The 17,804-nt window shown below is 55.9% G+C and carries 14 protein-coding genes and 1 pseudogene; 5 read left to right on the forward strand and 10 right to left on the reverse strand.

Translation table 11 applies throughout. From position 1 onward, the window contains the following. Positions 1 to 69 precede the first annotated feature (69 nt). Positions 70 to 1,347, forward strand: a complete 1,278-nt coding sequence (gene csiE, locus B2Q93_RS18125; RefSeq protein ID WP_207292214.1) for a stationary phase inducible protein CsiE — start codon at positions 70 to 72, stop codon at positions 1,345 to 1,347. On the opposite strand, the gene B2Q93_RS18130 is transcribed toward csiE, so the two are convergent. Next, a complete protein-coding gene (locus B2Q93_RS18130; protein WP_286809499.1) occupies positions 1,344 to 2,480 on the reverse strand; it encodes a 3-phenylpropionate MFS transporter in 1,137 nt (378 codons plus the stop codon). The genes csiE and B2Q93_RS18130 overlap by 4 nt on opposite strands. A gap of 144 nt (positions 2,481 to 2,624) precedes the next feature. After that, on the reverse strand, positions 2,625 to 3,122 hold the full coding sequence (locus B2Q93_RS18135; RefSeq protein WP_263616553.1) for a DUF2569 domain-containing protein: 498 nt from the start codon (positions 3,120 to 3,122) through the stop codon (positions 2,625 to 2,627). A 158-nt stretch (positions 3,123 to 3,280) separates the two neighbouring features. On the opposite strand from B2Q93_RS18135, the gene B2Q93_RS18140 reads away from it, so the two are divergent. Beyond that, positions 3,281 to 3,703 (forward strand): DoxX family protein, encoded by a 423-nt coding sequence (locus tag B2Q93_RS18140; protein WP_233801479.1) that lies wholly within the window; start codon positions 3,281 to 3,283, stop codon positions 3,701 to 3,703. A gap of 68 nt (positions 3,704 to 3,771) precedes the next feature. On the opposite strand, the gene glyA is transcribed toward B2Q93_RS18140, so the two are convergent. After that, positions 3,772 to 5,025 carry a serine hydroxymethyltransferase gene (gene glyA, locus B2Q93_RS18145; RefSeq protein ID WP_046884544.1) on the reverse strand — a complete coding sequence of 418 codons (1,254 nt, stop codon included), beginning with the start codon at positions 5,023 to 5,025 and terminating at the stop codon, positions 3,772 to 3,774. A gap of 304 nt (positions 5,026 to 5,329) precedes the next feature. On the opposite strand from glyA, the gene hmpA reads away from it, so the two are divergent. Beyond that, positions 5,330 to 6,520 (forward strand): NO-inducible flavohemoprotein, encoded by a 1,191-nt coding sequence (gene hmpA, locus B2Q93_RS18150; RefSeq protein WP_286933972.1) that lies wholly within the window; start codon positions 5,330 to 5,332, stop codon positions 6,518 to 6,520. Between the two features lie 64 nt (positions 6,521 to 6,584). On the opposite strand, the gene glnB is transcribed toward hmpA, so the two are convergent. From glnB to purL, 5 genes are all read right to left on the reverse strand, one after another. After that, on the reverse strand, positions 6,585 to 6,923 hold the full coding sequence (glnB, locus tag B2Q93_RS18155; protein ID WP_003860685.1) for a nitrogen regulatory protein P-II: 339 nt from the start codon (positions 6,921 to 6,923) through the stop codon (positions 6,585 to 6,587). A 79-nt stretch (positions 6,924 to 7,002) separates the two neighbouring features. Beyond that, positions 7,003 to 8,337, reverse strand: a complete 1,335-nt coding sequence (gene glrR / locus B2Q93_RS18160; protein WP_040074483.1) for a two-component system response regulator GlrR — start codon at positions 8,335 to 8,337, stop codon at positions 7,003 to 7,005. Next, the gene (gene qseG, locus B2Q93_RS18165) at positions 8,327 to 9,034 is read right to left on the reverse strand and encodes a two-component system QseEF-associated lipoprotein QseG (RefSeq protein WP_286933973.1); all 708 of its coding nucleotides are present in this window, start codon (positions 9,032 to 9,034) and stop codon (positions 8,327 to 8,329) included. The genes glrR and qseG overlap by 11 nt, the downstream gene beginning before the upstream one ends. Then, the gene (qseE, locus tag B2Q93_RS18170) at positions 9,031 to 10,464 is read right to left on the reverse strand and encodes a two component system sensor histidine kinase QseE/GlrK (RefSeq protein WP_286933974.1); all 1,434 of its coding nucleotides are present in this window, start codon (positions 10,462 to 10,464) and stop codon (positions 9,031 to 9,033) included. The genes qseG and qseE overlap by 4 nt, the downstream gene beginning before the upstream one ends. A 544-nt stretch (positions 10,465 to 11,008) precedes the next feature. After that, positions 11,009 to 14,896, reverse strand: a complete 3,888-nt coding sequence (gene purL / locus B2Q93_RS18175) for a phosphoribosylformylglycinamidine synthase (protein ID WP_286933975.1) — start codon at positions 14,894 to 14,896, stop codon at positions 11,009 to 11,011. 36 nt (positions 14,897 to 14,932) lie between these two features. On the opposite strand from purL, the pseudogene B2Q93_RS21290 reads away from it, so the two are divergent. Then, positions 14,933 to 15,017 (forward strand): annotated as a pseudogene (locus B2Q93_RS21290) (hypothetical protein); the annotation flags it as partial. 147 nt (positions 15,018 to 15,164) lie between these two features. Then, entirely contained in the window at positions 15,165 to 16,715 is a 1,551-nt protein-coding gene (gene mltF / locus B2Q93_RS18180) for a membrane-bound lytic murein transglycosylase MltF (protein ID WP_286933976.1), read from the forward strand. Here mltF and tadA read toward each other — a convergent pair. Together tadA and yfhb are read right to left on the reverse strand one after the other, a co-directional pair. Next, positions 16,603 to 17,142: a tRNA adenosine(34) deaminase TadA gene (gene tadA, locus B2Q93_RS18185; protein WP_286933977.1), complete on the reverse strand. Its 540-nt coding sequence runs from the start codon at positions 17,140 to 17,142 to the stop codon at positions 16,603 to 16,605. The genes mltF and tadA overlap by 113 nt on opposite strands. 24 nt (positions 17,143 to 17,166) lie before the next feature. After that, positions 17,167 to 17,802, reverse strand: coding sequence for a phosphatidylglycerophosphatase C (gene yfhb / locus B2Q93_RS18190; RefSeq protein ID WP_040074477.1), 636 nt, complete (start codon positions 17,800 to 17,802; stop codon positions 17,167 to 17,169). Between the last annotated feature and the right edge of the window lie 2 nt (positions 17,803 to 17,804).

Here is a 17,804-nt window from a genome sequence, read left to right on the forward strand (position 1 = left end):
CCCTGAACGCGCGCTATTACGCAGATCCTTTAGCTATTCTTATCAAACATTCTTACTGGAACCTTGCAGATGATGACGACTCTCGAAATGCCATCTGTGCTTTCCAGTTCGCAGCGCCGCTGCCAGGTGCTGCTGATGCTCTATCTGCCGGATTTTATCGCCACCGAGCAGCGCATCGGTGAAATCAACGGGGTGGATCACAGCATTGCCCGGCAAGATATAGCCGAGACGCGCGATGAAATCCAGCGCTATCATCGGCTCAACATTGCTACGCACCATGACGGCAGCTACCGGATTGAAGGCACCACACTTGACCAACGCTTATGCTTGCTGCACTGGCTGCGGCGGGCACTCCGACTCTGCCCGCATTTCGTCGCGCAGCAGTTTACCCCATCTCTGAAAACCGCGCTTAAACAGCATGGCATTGCGCGCACGTTGTATGACGATACCAATTTACGGGCGCTGATAAATTTCTGCTCCCGCCGCTTGCAGCGTCAATTTGAGTGCCGCGACGTGCAGTTTTTACAGCTTTACCTGCAATATTGTCTGATTCAACACCATCTGGGCCAGACGCCGCAGTTTTCGGAGATTCAGCGCAGCTGGACGCAACAACGTGGTGAGTATCTGATGGCGCAGGAGATTGTCCGCCACTGGCAGCGCCGCGTGCTCCCCCTGCCTCATGAGGATGAGCAGCCTTTCCTGACGCTACTCTTTATGATGCTGCGCACCCCGGATCCGCTACGGGATATGCAAAACCAGGATGAACAGTTACGCCAGGCGATTGGCCGAATGATTACCCGCTTTCATTGCCAGACGGGGATGCGTTTTAGTGACGAGCAAGGGCTGACCGATCAGCTCTATATTCATCTTGCCCAGGCACTAAACCGGTCTCTGTTCGGGATTGGGATTGATAACAGCCTGGCGGAGGAGATCCAGCGCCTTTATCCACGGCTGATGCGCACCACCCGCGATGCGCTCCTGGAGCTGGAGAGCACGTTTTCGCTCTCTTTTTCCGAAGAGGAGGCCAGCCTGGTGGCGGTGATATTTGGCGCCTGGCTGATGCAGGAAAATGACCTGCATGAAAAACAGGTGGTGCTGTTAACCGGGACGGATAAAGCGAGCGAAGAGGCGATCGAGCAGCAACTTCGCGAACTGACCCTCCTGCCCTTAAACATTCGCTATGTGCCATTACAGGCTTTTCAGAAGGAGGGCGCCCCCCGGGAAGCAGCCCTGGTAGTGACCCCCTACGCGACCGCCCTGCCGCTCTTCTCGCCGCCGCTTATCCACGCGGTAGAGACGTTGAATGCGCAGCAGCAGGAACATATTCGCGTGATGCTGGAGACCTAGCGCGCTGCCACGCGCGGTCGGAGCACCATGGCCGGCAGCGCCAGCAGCGCCATTACCCAGAAGACACCCTGACCGAGATGCTGATACAGGAAGCCTGCAAATACGGTCATGACCGCAATACTTCCCCCCATCGCCACCGCAGAATAGACCGCCTGTAGACGAATCACGTCGGCCCCTTCCCGTGAAGCGATGTAGCGCATCGCCGCCAGGTGGCAGACCGTGAACGTGCCGCAGTGCAGGATCTGGGCGACGATGAGCCACGGCAACGCTGTCGTCCAGCCCATGATCCCCCAGCGGGCCAGGCCGCAAACGGCAGAGAGCAGCAGCAGGTCCCGGGCGCCGAAGCGGCGGAACAGCCTGTTGCTTAAGGCAAAGATAATCACTTCCGCCACCACGCCCAGCGACCAGAGATACCCCACCGCCGAGGCTGAATACCCTGCCCCCTGCCAGTAGATGGCGCTAAAGCCGTAATAGGCCGCGTGCGCCCCCTGTAGTAGGCAGACGCAAGCCAGGAACCGCCAGCTCTGGGTTACCAGAGCGCGCCAGGCCGGCCAGCCTGCGCTCTCCTGATGACGGCTTTCTCCCTGCGGCATTACCGACGGGCGCAACAGTAGCCCAAGCAGCATCGAGAAAATACCGAGGGTTAACAGCGCCAGAATCGCCTGATAGTCATACAGGCTAACCAGTTTGCCCACCAGCGCAGAGCCAATGACAAAGGCGATCGATCCCCACAGGCGCACCCGACCATAATCCATGGTGATCTGTTTCTGCCAGGTGTTTGCCAGCGCATCGGTGAGGGGCACCAGCGGTGAGAAAAAGAGGTTAAAGCCAACCATCACCACCATTAACCACGCAAACTGCTGGCTGACCCAGAAGCCGCAGAGAAACACCAGGGTTAACAGCGCCAGGACGCGCACGGCGTTGATCAGAAGAGCGGGATCGCTCACGCGGGGGGCAATCAGCAGGCTACCGAGGAAACGCGCCACCAGACCTGCGCCCAGCAGTACTCCAATAGTCTCGGGCGTCAGGCCTATGCCTTTAAGCCAGACGCTCCAGAAAGGTAGAAAAATACCGTAGCTAAAAAAGTAGGTGAAGTAGCTGAGCGCCAGCCAGCGTGTGGAATGCAAAACCATGAATCCCTCCCGTTATGGAGGCGATAGTCTGGCGAGAAAGGCGATACTGCGCAAGTCCATAAGCTGGCTAAGCATTAACTTTTATTTAACTTTTATCACCGGCCTTCCCTTCCTGCCCCGGCTATAATTGCGCGGTGTCAGGAGTCACTCCTGAGTGAAAACGCGCGGGATCCGTTTTGAGAAGAGAAAATACGGGATCCAGATTAGCGCGCCGACAACGGGCGTGAGCGCATTGCGAATATCCATAGTATCCAGCGTGGCCCCGAACAGCCACACGCGTAAGGCGACAAAGTACAGCATATAGAGCAGGCCAAAAAGATAGTATGGAATAATCACCTTGCGAATATTTCGCTTCCTTTTGAAGAAGTACCAGCCCGTCAGGAAAGTCAGCACAACATCAATAACAATCAGCGCCACGCCGCCTATACCGAAAGGGGTGATTGCCATTCCTTGTCGCATAAAGCCCACAATGAACGAGATAAATTCCCAGGCATTGAAGGGGGAGATGAGCATATTGATGACTAACCCGGCCGCAGGAAGATAGAGCAGGCCGTTAATTTTCTTCTCATCCAGACTTTCACACTGATGACATAACCCCGACTCTTTATTGGCCGGTTGTTCCTGACATTCAATACATTGCATCGCGATATCCTTGCCGAAAAATGAGAATTCTACACAGCCAGCCTGTGACCTTGAAATTAAAATCACCCTAACGGCTAATTTATTGCGGGAAGGTCAATGGCAGGCGCCGATAATTTGTATTAGGGTTAAATTATGCCCCACCGAAAAGCGAGCTCATCATGAACGCACTTCGCTATTTAGATTTCGGTCAGTCACGCCCTCTGCTTCTTTTGATTGCCCGGATCGCTATCGTGCTGCTGTTTATTATTTTTGGTCTGCCGAAAATGACCGGGTTTGATGGCACCGTGCAATATATGGCGAAGCTGGGCGCCCCCATGCCGATGCTGGCGGCGATTATTGCGGTGGTGATGGAGATCCCGGCGGCTATTTTGATCGTGCTGGGTTTCTTTACCCGCCCTATCGCACTGCTGTTTGTCTTTTACACGCTGGGTACGGCAGTTATCGGCCATCCTTACTGGGATATGAGCGGCGACGCCGTCATGCCGAATATGATTAACTTTTATAAAAATATCAGTATTGCTGGGGCCTTTTTATTATTGGCCGTCACCGGGCCTGGCGCAATTTCTATTGACCGGCGCTAAACCTTCCCTTTTCGCCTCTAAATAAAAAAGGCCGCTTGCGCGGCCTTTTCTCTTTCTGCGAAGCAGAATTATGCGTATACCGGGAAGCGTGCGCAGATTTCCAGAACTTTACCTTTAACGCGCTCGATAACCGCGTCGTCATTGATATTGTCCAGCACGTCACACATCCAGCCTGCCAGCTCTTTCACTTCCGCTTCTTTAAAGCCACGGCGAGTAACGGCCGGTGAACCGATACGGATACCGGAGGTCACGAACGGGCTCTTCGGATCGTTAGGTACGCTGTTTTTGTTTACGGTAATGTTGGCACGGCCCAGGGCAGCGTCAGCCTCTTTACCGGTCAGGTTTTTATCCACCAGATCCAGCAGGAACAGGTGGTTTTCAGTACCGCCAGACACCACTTTGTAGCCACGGTTCAGGAACACTTCCACCATCGCTTTAGCGTTTTTAGCAACCTGCTGCTGATACACTTTGAACTCTGGCTCCATCGCTTCTTTCAGCGCCACGGCTTTCGCTGCGATAACGTGCATCAGCGGGCCGCCCTGCGCGCTTGGGAAGACAGCAGAGTTCAGTTTTTTGTACAGATCTTCGTCGCCGCCCTTCGCCAGGATCAGGCCACCGCGTGGACCCGCCAGGGTTTTGTGAGTCGTGGTGGTGACAACGTGCGCATGTGGAACCGGGTTCGGGTAAACGCCCGCAGCAATCAGACCGGCAACGTGCGCCATATCCACAAACAGATATGCGCCGATGCTGTCCGCGATTTCGCGCATTTTAGCCCAGTCAACGATACCGGAGTAGGCAGAGAAGCCGCCGATGATCATCTTCGGCTTGTGCTCTTTGGCCTGCTTCGCCATATCTTCGTAGTCAATTTTACCGGACTCATCAATACCGTAAGGAATGATGTTGTACAGTTTGCCCGAGAAGTTAACCGGAGAGCCGTGAGTCAGGTGGCCGCCCTGCGCCAGGTTCATACCCAGAACGGTATCGCCCGGCTGCAGCAGTGCGGTGTAAACCGCGAAGTTAGCCTGAGAACCGGAGTGCGGCTGGACGTTAGCGTAGTCGGCGCCAAACAGCTCTTTCGCGCGGTCGATTGCCAGCTGCTCAACGATATCCACGTACTCGCAACCGCCGTAGTAGCGCTTGCCCGGATAACCTTCAGCGTATTTGTTGGTCAGCTGAGAGCCCTGCGCCTGCATCACACGCGGGCTGGTGTAGTTCTCGGAGGCGATCAGTTCGATGTGCTCTTCCTGACGTACTTTTTCCTGCTCCATAGCCTGCCACAGTTCGGCATCATAATCGGCAATGTTCATTTCACGCTTTAACATCCGCATCTCCTGACTCAGCTAACAATAAAATTTTGACCTGAAAAAGGCAGTCCTGTTGGACAACGCGCAACAGTATAACTGATTAGTTCTGTGATAACAGGTCTTGACAAACGATTTTACGCAAACGTTTTCCTGCCCGCCACGCAAGGGTTTGACACATAAAGCGCAGACGGCAAGTAAGGGATTTCTTTTCAGGTTTGTGATGTGAATATTTCACGTTGCAAAGAACCATTTACAACGCAGGGTTATTTTTTATAAGATGTATTTAAAATACATCATTAGAGTTACAGAAAAGGAAGCAGCCATGCTCGACGCCCAAACCATCGCAACCGTGAAAGCCACTATCCCCCTGCTGGTTGAAACAGGTCCTAAACTTACCGCCCACTTTTACGACCGGATGTTCGCCCACAATCCCGAGCTCAAAGAAATTTTTAACATGAGCAACCAGCGTAACGGCAATCAGCGCGAAGCGCTGTTTAATGCGATTGCCGCCTATGCCAGCAACATCGATAACCTGGCGGCCCTACTGCCGGCAGTCGAGAAAATTGCGCAGAAGCACACCAGCTTCCAGATCAAGCCGGAGCAGTACAACATCGTGGGTACTCACCTGCTTGCCACCCTGGATGAGATGTTCAGCCCGGGTCAGGAGGTGCTGGATGCCTGGGGTAAAGCTTACGGCGTGCTGGCTAATGTCTTTATCAACCGAGAAGCGCAGATCTACAGCGAGCATGCCAGCAAAAAGGGTGGCTGGGAGGGCACTCGCGCCTTCCGTATCGTAGAGAAAACCCCGCGCAGCGCGCTGATTACCAGCTTCGAATTCGAACCGGTGGATGGTAAACCCGTAGCGGATTATCAGCCTGGCCAGTATCTGGCCGTGTGGCTGAAACCCGAAGGCTTCCCGCATCAGGAGATCCGCCAGTATTCCCTCACCCGCAAAGCCAATGCTAAGAGCTATCGTATCGCCGTGAAACGCGAAGAGGGTGGTCAGGTCTCAACCTGGCTGCATAACGAAGCGAAAGTAGGCAACGTGGTGCATCTGGCCGCGCCGGCCGGTGATTTCTTTATGGCCGTTGACACCCACACGCCGGTTACGCTGATTTCCGCAGGCGTGGGGCAAACCCCGATGCTGGCGATGCTGGATACTCTGGCGAAATCGCAGCACAGCGCGCCGGTAAACTGGTTCCACGCCGCCGAGAACGGTGATGTGCATGCGTTTGCCGATGAAGTACAGGCTCTGGCCGCTCAGCTGCCGCACTTTACCGCACATACCTGGTACCGCCTGCCGACGGAGACCGATCGCACAGCAGCACGCTTTAATAGCGAAGGTTTGATGGATTTAGCCCAGCATAAAGGCCTATTTAACGCCCCGGAGATGCTGTTTTATGTCTGTGGCCCGGTAGCCTTTATGCAGTTCGCAGCTGCGCAGCTGGTCGAACTGGGAGTCAATAAAGAGAACATCCATTACGAATGTTTCGGCCCGCACAAGGTGCTGTAATGCAAAAAGCCCCCGGCAATTACCGGGGGCTTTTTTTGTACAGATGAGTCAGCGTGATGCGGGTTTAGATCGCCGCGTCGTCCTCTTCACCCGTACGAATACGGATCACCCGCGCGACATCAAAGACAAAGATCTTTCCGTCGCCAATTTTGCCGGTCTGAGCGGTGCGAATAATCGTATCCACGCAGGTGTCGACGATATCGTCGCTGACCACGATCTCAATTTTCACCTTCGGCAGAAAGTCCACCATGTACTCTGCGCCACGATACAGCTCAGTATGGCCCTTCTGGCGACCAAAGCCTTTCACTTCAGTTACCGTCATCCCGGTGATGCCGACTTCCGCCAGCGCTTCACGCACATCGTCCAGTTTGAAAGGTTTAATAATCGCATCAATTTTTTTCATGGTGAGTCCTTGAAATCGTACCTGTCAGCAGCATCGTAATCGGTTGCTCACAGTATCATACCCGATGGATTTAGCGGTATTACTCTTTAAAGTCGTTTGCTTCCAGCTCATGGCGCGACAGCAATTTGTAAAACTCGGTACGGTTGCGTCCAGCCATACGGGCCGCATGGGTCACGTTGCCTTTGGTAATTTGCAGCAGCTTACGCAGGTAGTTAAGTTCAAACTGATTACGCGCTTCCACAAAGGTGGGCAACGCGGTGTTCTCCCCTTCCAGCGCCTGCTCAACCAGCGCATCACTGATCACCGGCGAGGAGGTCAGCGCTACGCACTGCTCGATCACGTTCACCAGCTGGCGCACGTTGCCCGGCCAGCCGGCGGTCATCAGCCGCTTCATGGCATCGGTTGAAAAGGCTCGCACAAAGGGTTTATGCCGCTCAGCCGACTGGCGCAGCAGTTGCGTCGCCAGCAGCGGGATATCTTCAGCACGCTCTGCCAGCGGCGGTATTTTCAAATTCACCACGTTAAGACGATAGTAGAGATCTTCACGGAACTCTTTGCGCTCCATCGCTTTTGGCAGATCGCGATGGGTTGCAGAAATAATGCGGACATTGATGTCGATATCGCGGTTACTGCCCAGCGGACGTACTTTACGCTCCTGCAAGACGCGCAGGAGTTTCACCTGCAAAGGCGCGGGCATATCGCCGATCTCATCCAGAAATAGCGTGCCGCCCTCTGCGGCCTGGAACAGCCCTTCGCGGCTGCTCACGGCCCCGGTAAAGGCGCCACGGGCATGACCAAAGAGCTCCGACTCCAGCAACTGTTCAGGCAAGGCGCCGCAGTTAATGGCGATAAAGGCATTTTTACTACGCGGGCTGGCGTTGTGAATGGCCTGGGCGAGGATCTCTTTCCCGGTACCACTCTGGCCGTTAATCAATACGCTGACGTCAGACTGAGCCACCATTCTCGCCTGCTCAAGCAGACGCAGCATAATGGGGCTGCGGGTCACAATCGCCTCGCGCCACTGGTCATCGCCGGATGAGGCAGTATGTTCAAGCGCATCGTCGATGGCTTTGTAGAGCGCATCTTTATCCACTGGCTTGGTGAGAAAACTGAACACCCCCTGCTGCGTGGCCGCCACGGCATCGGGAATCGATCCGTGGGCGGTAAGGATGATCACCGGCATGCCGGGCTGGACTCGTTGGATCTCGATAAAGAGCTGCATGCCATCCATCTCATCCATGCGCAGATCGCTAATCACCAGATCCACTTTTTCCCGTGCCAGCACCCGCAACCCTTCCTGTCCGCTTTCGGCGGTCACGACGCTGTAGCCTTCACTCATCAGACGCATTCCCAGCAGCTTTAGCAGCCCAGGATCATCATCTACCAGTAAAAGGTGCGCAGGTTTACGGCTCATGGCTCACTTCCTCAGATTTTGGCATATCGCCCACCGGTTTGCGGGTGGAGAGTTGACGCTCAATATCGGTCAGGTTTTCCAGCTTGCGGGTAGTGGTCTCCAGCTCGCCACGCAAATATTGCTGCTGCTGGCGCAGTGTATCCAGCTCTTCGTCACTCGCTTGCTGAAGCTTACTGTAACGCGAACGCTCTTCGGCAAGCTGCAGCTGCTGCATCTGCCCGTCACGCCAGACCTGGAATAAGGGGCGTACCTGTGCCGGGATCTGTGGGCTCAGGGCATCAAGCCGGGTGGTATAGGCGCGGCGCTCCACAGGGCTGATTTTGGCATTTGCCAGCAGGATGCCGCGTTTAAAGGTTCCTTGCCAGCTATCATCCGCCCAGTTCCTTGCCTCTGCGCGGGCCACCGACGGCGCCAGGCGTTCGGCACAGTCCATGCTGCGCAGCCAGTAAAGAGGGTTAGTCTCGGTTTCGTGTCCCTTTAATCGCCAGATATTATTGCAGTCCGTGGAGAGGAAATCGGCCAGTTGATGTTCAGGCAGCTTCTCTTCCGGCTTATTGCTAATGGCGCTGGTCGGCGCATGGGTAACACAACCGCTCAGCAGCAGACCGGCAAGGCTGATACGTAGACATTTGCTGTTAAATACCGCGTTAATGGCGCGGGAAAAGATATGTGACATACTCACCAGGCATAGATTCATTTCATTGATTTTTCCGGCTTAAGCGGCAGTTCGATGCGAAAGCAAACATCGGTACGGTCGTCAGTAATTAGGTTTAGCTCTCCGTGCATGCGGCGAATGCAGTCGCGAGCGATGCTCAGACCCAGGCCGCTCCCCTTGACCGCCCCTTTGCGCTGATGGCTCCCCTGGTAGAAGGGCTCAAAGATCATCTCCTGCTCGTCATCAGGGATAGGGCTTCCAGTATTGGCGACATCAATACAGATCCGCGAACCCTGGGTAAAACTCCGAATATAAATGGTACCGGATTCAGTACCATAGTGCACCGCATTGGAATAAAGATTGTCCAGCACGCTCATCAGTAGCATTGGCTCGGCAACACAGGCTGACGCCTGCAGATCCATTTCGGTATGCATCATTTTAGCTCGCGCCGGCAAGCTATGGGCGGAGAGCACCATATCGACCAGCGGCGCAATCTCAACCCGCTCAAGCTCTGGCGCACCATCCGCCAGTTTACGGTTGTAATCAAGCAGCTGCTCAATCAATTTTTGCAGATTGCGGCTGCTGTCATCGAGAATATCCACTATCTCTTTTTGCTCAGGGGTGAGCGGCCCGGCAACCTGATCCGCCAACAATTCGGTGCCTTCACGCATGCTGGCCAGCGGCGTTTTCAATTCATGGGATATATGGCGCAGGAACTGGTGGCGTTGTGACTCAAGCCACGCCAGCCGTTCCGAGAGCCAGATGATACGCTGCCCCACCGAACGCAGCTCGCGCGGGCCGGTAAAGACCACGGTATTGCCCAGAGAGCGCCCTTCCCCCAGGCGGTTGATCATCCGCTCAATGCCTTTTACCGGGCCGATGATCATGCGGGTAAAGAGCAGCACCAGGATCAGGCTGACCAGAAACAGCACCAGCGCCTGCCAGCCGAAGAACTGCCCGCGTTCGGCGATCTCCTGCTGTAGCTGCTGGCCACGAGAGAAGATCACCGACCGGGTAGCCTGTACCATCTCGGTATTGGCCGTGGCGAAGGCTTCCAGTCGGGAGGCGGCGTCGGCGTCCGGGCCGCTGTTATGGCATTGAAGCTGGGCAAGCGCGTTGAGATCCTGACGCAACGCCTGATAGAGTTTATCGTCCGGTAATACCCCGGCGTGGGCATCCAGCATTTCACTGTAACGCTTGCGCTGATTCTGGTACACCCGCGCCAGCGTACGGTCATCCAGTACGCAGTATTGCCGGTAGCTGCGCTCCATCTCCAGTGCGGCATTGGTCATCGCCTCACTGCGACGGGCATCAATCAGCGTGGTCCGGTTAGTCAGCGCCGCCTGGGCGCTGAGCGCGTTCAGGCTCTGCCAGGCCTGCCATGCCAGCACCAGTAGCGGCAGCAGGATCAGGATAAAGGCCATCATAACTAACTGTCGCAGGGAGCGAGGAAAAACAGGCCAGCGTTTCAACGCATTACTCTCAGCTAAATAGGGGGTGAGTGGGATGCTACTGACTACGCGCTTCAGATACAACAAAGCCGGGTAAAAACCCGGCTTTGTTGTGGAATGAGGCGGTGCCTAACTCGACGTTTCGCCCTGGGTCTGATAAAGCAAAGCAATTATCAGTAGTTGGACGGCAGGCACCTTGTTGTGCGTCATTCGAAGTTTATGTAGCGCGTCCCGAAGGGGCTGACATAAGAAGGTGAATGAGCCACTGGTTATAATTATGCAACACTCGTGCCAGAATGCAAATAAATTTATTATTTATATGATTTATAAGGGTTTAATGTATAAAAGACGTTAGTTTGCCACTGAATGATTTTCAGGCTAACTGTCGCCATTTAGCAACAGCTTAAAGTGCAATTACCCCACCCTATAAAAATCAATAATTTATGTGTCACCATATAGAGACACCCGATTATTGCGCTTGTCGCAATTTCCCGACACTATCGCGTGTTCTCCATCACAAATAAAAAAGCCCGGCGTTTGCCGGGCCTTATTACTTGCCGGGGAATTAACCCAGCTGTTTACGCGCGTTGCGGAAGATACGCATCCACGGGCTGTCTTCGCCCCAGTTTTCCGGGTGCCAGGAGTTGCTGACGGTACGGAAGACGCGTTCCGGGTGCGGCATCATAATGGTCGCACGGCCGCTTTCGCTGGTGACCGCGGTAATACCATTGACTGAGCCGTTCGGGTTCGCCGGGTAGGTCTGGGTGACTTTGCCGAAGTTATCCACGAAGCGCAGCGCCACCAGCCCTTTACTTTCCAGCTGAGCGAGATGCGCCGCATCACGTACTTCTACCTGCCCTTCGCCGTGAGAGACGGCAATCGGCATCTGCGATCCTACCATCCCCTGCAGCAGCAGAGACGGGCTTTGGGTCACTTCAACCAGGCTGAAACGCGCTTCGAAGCGATCGGACTGGTTACGCACAAAGCGCGGCCAGGCTTCGCTACCTGGGATCAGCTCGCGCAGGTTAGACATCATCTGGCAGCCGTTACACACGCCCAGCGCCAGGGTCTGCGGACGATGGAAGAAGGTTTCGAACTCATCGCGCACGCGGCTGTTGAAGAGGATCGATTTCGCCCAGCCTTCACCGGCCCCCAGTACGTCACCGTAAGAGAAACCACCGCAGGCTACCAGCGCATGGAAATCTTCCAGACCCCTGCGTCCGCCAATCAGGTCGCTCATGTGCACATCGATGGCATCGAAGCCCGCACGGTGGAAGGCCGCTGCCATCTCAACGTGAGAGTTCACCCCCTGCTCACGCAGAACCGCCACTTTCGGGCGCGCGCCGGTCGCGATATAAGGCGCGGCGATATCCTCGTTGATATCGAAGGAGAGCTTCACATTCAGCCCTGGATCGTTATCGTTGGCCTTAGCCTCGTGTTCCTGATCGGCACATTCCGGGTTATCGCGCAGGCGCTGCATCTGCCAGGTGGTCTCTGCCCACCACATACGCAGGGTGGTACGGCTTTCGCTGAACACCGCATGGCCGTCCGCTTCAATCACGAAGCGATCGCCCTGTACGGCTTTACCCAGATAGTGCACGCAATCTGCCAGGCCATGCTGAGCCAGCAGGGCCTCAACCGCGTCGCGATCGGCAGCACGCACCTGAATCACTGCGCCCAGCTCTTCATTGAACAGTGCGGCCAGACGATCCTCGCCCAGCGTCGCGATGTTGGCTTCCACGCCACAGTGACCGGTAAAGGCCATCTCTGCCAGAGTCACCAGCAGACCGCCGTCGGAACGGTCGTGATAAGCCAACAGTTTGCGCTGCGCCACCAGCGTCTGAATCGCATCGTAGAAGCCTTTCAGCTGCGCCACGTCACGCACGTCGGCAGGCTTATCGCCCAGTTGACGGTAAACCTGCGCCAGCGCGGTTGCCCCGAGGGCGTTCTGGCCTTTGCCGAGATCGATCAGCAACAGGGCATTATCTTCGAGAGACAGCTCAGGGGTAATGGTCTGACGCACATCTTCCACGCGGGCAAAGGCGGTAATCACCAGCGACAGCGGGGATGTCATCTCGCGCTGTTCGCTACCTTCCTGCCAGCGGGTTTTCATCGACATGGAGTCTTTACCCACCGGAATGGTCAGCCCCAGCGCCGGACAGAGCTCTTCGCCCACGGCTTTCACCGCTTCGTACAGCCCGGCGTCTTCACCCGGATGACCCGCTGCGGCCATCCAGTTAGCAGAGAGTTTGATGCGTTTGATATCGCCAATGCGGGTAGCGGCGATGTTGGTCAACGCTTCACCCACGGCCAGACGAGCCGAAGCCCCGAAGTCCAGCAGTGCAACCGGCGCACGCTCGCCCAATGCCATCGCTTCACCGTAGTAGCTATCGAGGCTGGCGGTGGTTACCGCGCAGTTGGCAACCGGGATCTGCCATGGCCCTACCATCTGGTCACGGGAGACCATCCCGGTCACGGTACGGTCGCCGATAGTTACCAGGAAAGTTTTTTCCGCCACGGTGGGCAGATGCAGAACGCGGTTTACCGCTTCTGCTATCGAGATGTCCTGACGCTCCAGCGCTTTGCCGGCCGCTTTACGGGTCTCGACATCGCGGGTCATCTTCGGTGTTTTGCCCAGCAGCACGTCCAGCGGCAGATCGATCGGCTGGTTGTCGAAATGGGTGTCATTCAGGCTGAGGTGCATCTCTTCGGTCGCTTCACCGATCACCGCATAAGGGGCACGTTCACGACGGCACAACTCATCGAACAGCGGCAACTGGTCTGGCGAAACCGCCAGCACGTAACGCTCCTGCGATTCGTTACACCAGATTTCCAGCGGGCTCATGCCCGGTTCGTCGTTCAGGATGTCGCGCAGGTTGAAACGGCCACCGCGACCGCCATCGCTCACCAGCTCCGGCATAGCGTTGGAGAGACCGCCCGCCCCGACGTCGTGGATGAAGAGAATCGGGTTCGCATCGCCCAGCTGCCAGCAGCGGTCGATCACCTCCTGACAACGGCGCTCCATTTCCGGGTTATCACGCTGTACGGAGGCAAAATCGAGGTCCGCATCAGACTGACCGGATGCCATGGACGAGGCCGCCCCGCCGCCCAGACCGATGTTCATCGCCGGGCCGCCCAGTACGATCAGCTTCGCACCGACGACGATCTCACCTTTCTGCACGTGATCGGCGCGGATGTTGCCGATCCCGCCAGCCAGCATGATGGGTTTGTGGTAGCCGCGCAGCTCTTCGCCGTTGTGGCTCTCCACTTTCTCTTCGTAGGTACGGAAGTAACCGTTAAGCGCCGGACGACCAAATTCGTTGTTGAATGCCGCACCGCCCAGTGGGCCGTCGGTCATAATATCCAACGCGGTGACAATACGTTCCGGCTTACCGAAATCTTCTTCCCAGGGCTGTTCAAAGCCCGGGATACGCAGGTTGGAAACGGAGAAGCCCACCAGACCCGCTTTGGGTTTTGCACCGCGACCGGTTGCCCCTTCGTCACGGATTTCACCGCCGGAGCCGGTCGCCGCACCCGGCCACGGCGAAATCGCCGTCGGGTGGTTATGCGTTTCTACTTTCATCAGGATATGCGCTGGCTCCTGATGGAAGTCATAGCGCCCTGCTTCGCGATCGGCAAAGAAGCGGCCCACCTCGGAACCCTCCATTACCGCGGCGTTGTCTTTATAGGCAGACAGCACGTGGTCAGGGGTTTGCTCCATGGTGTTTTTAATCATTTTGAACAGCGACTTCGGCTGCTGTTCGCCGTCAATCACCCAGTCGGCGTTGAAGATTTTGTGGCGGCAGTGTTCTGAGTTCGCCTGGGCGAACATATAGAGTTCGATATCGTTCGGATTGCGGTTCAGTTTAACGAACGCATCCTGCAGATAATCAATTTCATCTTCGGCCAGCGCCAGGCCGAGACGCAGGTTGGCGTCAATCAGCGCCTGACGGCCCTGCCCCAGCACATCCACGCTCTGCACGGGCGCCGGCTGATGATGGGCGAAGAGCTGCTCCGCGTCATTTAACGCGCCGAAGACGCTCTCCATCATGCGGTCATGCAGTTCAGCGGCCACGGTCGCCCACTGGGCGTCGGTCAGCGTTGAGGCTTCAACGTAATAAGCCACGCCGCGCTCAAGGCGGTTAACCTGCGTCAGGCCACAGTTATGGGCGATGTCGGTTGCTTTAGAAGACCAGGGGGAGATGGTACCAGGGCGAGGGGTGACGAGCAGAAGTTTACCGGTTGGGGTATGGCTGCTCAGGCTCGGGCCATACTTCAGCAGGCGCTCAAGTCTCGCTCGCTCCTCTGCATCCAGAGGGGCATTCAGGTCAGCAAAATGGACATACTCAGCGTAAATATTGCTTACCGGAAGGTCGGCCGCCTGAAAACGTGCCAGCAGTTTGTTGATACGGAAGGCAGACAGTGCAGGCGAACCACGCAGAATTTCCATCATAAGTCTCTCGTCTTCGAAGCGCCGGAGGCGCTTACAGTGTGCGCAAGGGGGGAAAACGGGCGTCATTATAGAGAATCCTGAGCGCAGACGAAACCGTTTGCGTCGAAATAAAATCACAGCGGAAATTTAACAATAGGTGTTGCCGTTATCTGTAATAAGTTGCCAACTGGCTTAAGTTTACGCAAAATGCCGCTCAATCAATGGCAAACCGTACGTTTAACATGGCCACTGCAGACTGAGGCAAGCGCTGACGCAGAGAATTAACTAATTGAAAAAATTAAAGATTAATTATCTGCTCATCGGCATTGTTACCTTGCTGCTGGCAGCGGCCTTATGGCCTTCTATCCCCTGGTTCGGCAAAGCCGAAAACCGTATCGCCGCGATCCAGGCGCGGGGGGAGCTGCGCGTCAGTACCATTACCTCCCCGCTGACCTACAACGCCATCAACAATAAAGTGATTGGGCTGGACTACGAGCTGGCGCAACATTTTGCTGACTACCTGGGCGTGAAGCTAAAAATAACCGTACGCCAGAACATTAGCCAGCTTTTCGACGATCTCGATAACGGCGATGCCGACCTGCTGGCCGCCGGTCTGGTTTACAACAGCGAGCGCAGCAAAAATTATCAGCCGGGCCCAACCTACTATTCCGTTTCGCAGCAGCTGGTCTACCGCGTGGGCAGCCTGCGCCCGCGTACCCTGGCAAATCTGACCGCTGAACAGCTGGTCATTGCGCCTGGCCACGTGGCAATCGAAGACTTACGCGTCCTGAAAGAGAAAAAATATCCTGACCTTAGCTGGACGGTCGATGAAAAGCTGGGCACGACGGCCCTGCTCGAACAGGTTAAAGACGGGAAGCTGCCCTATACCATCGCCGACTCGGTTGCCATTAGCCTCTTCCAGCGTGTACATCCTGAACTGGCCGTGGCGCTGGACGTGACCGACGAGCAGCCGGTGACCTGGTTCAGTAAACTTGATGACGATCAGACCCTCTCTGCCGCAATGCTCGATTTCTTCAGCGGCCTGAATGAAGATGGCACCCTGGCACGGCTGGAGGAAAAATACCTCGGTCATGGCGATGACTTTGATTATGTGGATACCCGCAGCTTCCTGCGGGCCGTCGACAACGTGTTACCGGATCTTCAGCCGTTGTTTGAGAAATACGCTCAGGAGATCGACTGGCGGTTGCTGGCCGCGATTTCATATCAGGAGTCGCACTGGGATGCGCTGGCCACCTCGCCCACCGGCGTACGTGGATTGATGATGCTGACCAAGAATACCGCCCAGAGTCTCGGCCTTACCGACAGGACGGATGCGGAGCAGAGCATCAGCGGCGGGGCGCGCTATCTGCAGGACATGATGAGCAAAGTCCCGGAGGCAGTACCGGAAGAGGAGCGGATCTGGTTTGCGCTGGCGGCGTATAACATGGGCTACGCCCATATGCTCGATGCCCGCGCCCTGACGGCCAAAACCAAAGGCAACCCGGACAGCTGGTCAGACGTGAAGCAGCGCCTGCCTCTCCTGAGCCAGAAACCCTGGTACAACAAGCTCACCTACGGGTATGCGCGCGGCCATGAGGCCTACGCCTACGTCGAAAACATTCGTAAATATCAGATAAGCCTGGTGGGTTATTTGATGGAGAAAGAGAAAGAGGCGGCGCAGGCGCGCCAGATGGCTGAAAACTACCCGGTGGTCGCCCCGGACGAACTTAACCACCCGGTAACTTCGATTCTGCCTTTTGTTGCTTTTTCTGCAGGCGACGCATTCGAAAAAAGTCACTCAGCATCGCCGAACAGGCTGGTGCAAGTACCCCACCGATGACATTAACCTGATGATTCATTCCGGGGTGTCCCAGCACGTTCATAAGAGAACCTGCGGCCCCGGTTTTTTCATCCTGCGCGCCGTACACCACGGTGCCAATGCGGCTGTGGACCATCGCACCTGAGCACATGACGCACGGCTCCAGGGTAACATAAAGCGTGGTCTCCAGCAGACGGTAGTTTTGCAGTACCAGCCCCCCCTGACGCAGCGCCATAATCTCTGCATGCGCGGTAGGATCGTGGCGGCCAATCGGGCGGTTCCACCCTTCGCCAATCACCTTATTGTTGTGTACCAGCACGGCACCCACGGGCACTTCGCCCTCATCCCAGGCGCGTTGAGCCAGCGAGAGCGCATGGCGCATCCAGTATTCATGATTAGGTTCAGGGTTAGACAACGGCATGCACTCCAGTCTGTAAAGCGGGCGCATTATACACACAGCTTATGTATAACACTATTCCAGCTGCTGTAGCTCGCCCTGGGGAGTGACACGCCAGCGGTGCTGGCAGAAGTAGAGCAGCGGGTTATCTTGCTTACTGTCGCTGTAACCACTGTACAGGCGCAGCGGCGTACCGATTCTTTTCTCCAGTTGCGCCACCTTTTCATGGCCAAGACAGCGCATGGTGAGCACCCAACCGCCGTAGCGTCGCCCTGTCTGGGTAGCGATAAGGTTCACTTTCGGCAACCACGGCGTATCGAAATAGACGAGCTCCACCAACGGCTGTGGAGATCCGGTAATCAACCAAATATCGGCATCCAACGCATCAAGATAGTCGGTGAGCCTCTGCTGCACTACCGGAAAGGCGGTAACATGCTGGCGAAACCAGTCGGCAAAATCCTGACGCAGCTGTTGCAGTCGCGCCTCGCTGTGGCCAAATGTGCATCCCCACAGCAACAGACTCATGGGCCAGCGGGCTGCGCGCCCTTTTATAAGTAACGCGCAGCCGATGACCGGCAGGAGGGGCAATACGAGCAACGCATTCAGGGGTTGTCGGCGCAATAAATAACGCATAAACGTACCGAACATATCCTGTTGATGAAGCGTTCCATCCAGATCAAAAAAGACAACCCGACGCTCGTTATTAACCAAAC

Source organism: Leclercia sp. UBA5958 (assembly GCF_002430365.1).
Lineage (GTDB): Bacteria > Pseudomonadota > Gammaproteobacteria > Enterobacterales > Enterobacteriaceae > Enterobacter > Enterobacter pneumoniae.

What these genes read in the sequence shown, in the direction of transcription:
- csiE (WP_207292214.1), top strand. Translation starts at nt 70, where the DNA reads ATGATGACGACTCTCGAAATGCCATCTGTGCTTTCCAGTTCGCAGCGC.
- B2Q93_RS18130 (WP_286809499.1), bottom strand. Translation starts at nt 2,480, where the DNA reads ATGGTTTTGCATTCCACACGCTGGCTGGCGCTCAGCTACTTCACCTAC.
- B2Q93_RS18135 (WP_263616553.1), bottom strand. Translation starts at nt 3,122, where the DNA reads ATGCAATGTATTGAATGTCAGGAACAACCGGCCAATAAAGAGTCGGGG.
- B2Q93_RS18140 (WP_233801479.1), top strand. Translation starts at nt 3,281, where the DNA reads ATGAACGCACTTCGCTATTTAGATTTCGGTCAGTCACGCCCTCTGCTT.
- glyA (WP_046884544.1), bottom strand. Translation starts at nt 5,025, where the DNA reads ATGTTAAAGCGTGAAATGAACATTGCCGATTATGATGCCGAACTGTGG.
- hmpA (WP_286933972.1), top strand. Translation starts at nt 5,330, where the DNA reads ATGCTCGACGCCCAAACCATCGCAACCGTGAAAGCCACTATCCCCCTG.
- glnB (WP_003860685.1), bottom strand. Translation starts at nt 6,923, where the DNA reads ATGAAAAAAATTGATGCGATTATTAAACCTTTCAAACTGGACGATGTG.
- glrR (WP_040074483.1), bottom strand. Translation starts at nt 8,337, where the DNA reads ATGAGCCGTAAACCTGCGCACCTTTTACTGGTAGATGATGATCCTGGG.
- qseG (WP_286933973.1), bottom strand. Translation starts at nt 9,034, where the DNA reads ATGAATCTATGCCTGGTGAGTATGTCACATATCTTTTCCCGCGCCATT.
- purL (WP_286933975.1), bottom strand. Translation starts at nt 14,896, where the DNA reads ATGATGGAAATTCTGCGTGGTTCGCCTGCACTGTCTGCCTTCCGTATC.
- tadA (WP_286933977.1), bottom strand. Translation starts at nt 17,142, where the DNA reads ATGCGCCCGCTTTACAGACTGGAGTGCATGCCGTTGTCTAACCCTGAA.